The following is a 283-nucleotide window of genomic DNA, read 5'->3' as shown; positions in this document are numbered from 1 at the left end:
CGGAACAGGAAATTACCTTTTTTCAGGATTTTCGACCACCACAGCGCCATTTACCAAAACCATTGCCGGTGCCAGTTATACCGGAGATCAGGGACAGCGTTATTTGCAGGCAGATTCGGCACGGCAATTACCCTTGAGTGCACCCGGTATGGAGGTGTTTGGAAATATCCGTACCTCGAATGCACAATTCAATATTGTGCCGAATCTTTCTAATGTGGGAAAAACCGGGGCGACCGCTGCAGTTGATCCATTAACCGCTGCAAATCTCACTGGGCATAATTAC

General features: G+C 48.1%; 1 pseudogene. It reads left to right on the top strand.

The window, feature by feature from the left end:
- Positions 1-283 (top strand): annotated as a pseudogene (locus KDM89_RS22010) (flagellar hook-associated protein FlgL); the annotation flags it as partial.

This window comes from Cognatundibacterium luofuense (assembly GCF_018139685.1).
In the GTDB taxonomy this organism is placed as follows: Bacteria; Pseudomonadota; Gammaproteobacteria; order Burkholderiales; family Burkholderiaceae_D; genus Undibacterium; species Undibacterium luofuense.
Note: the sequence above shows the minus strand (reverse complement) of the source record. Positions and strands in the feature narration are given on the sequence as shown.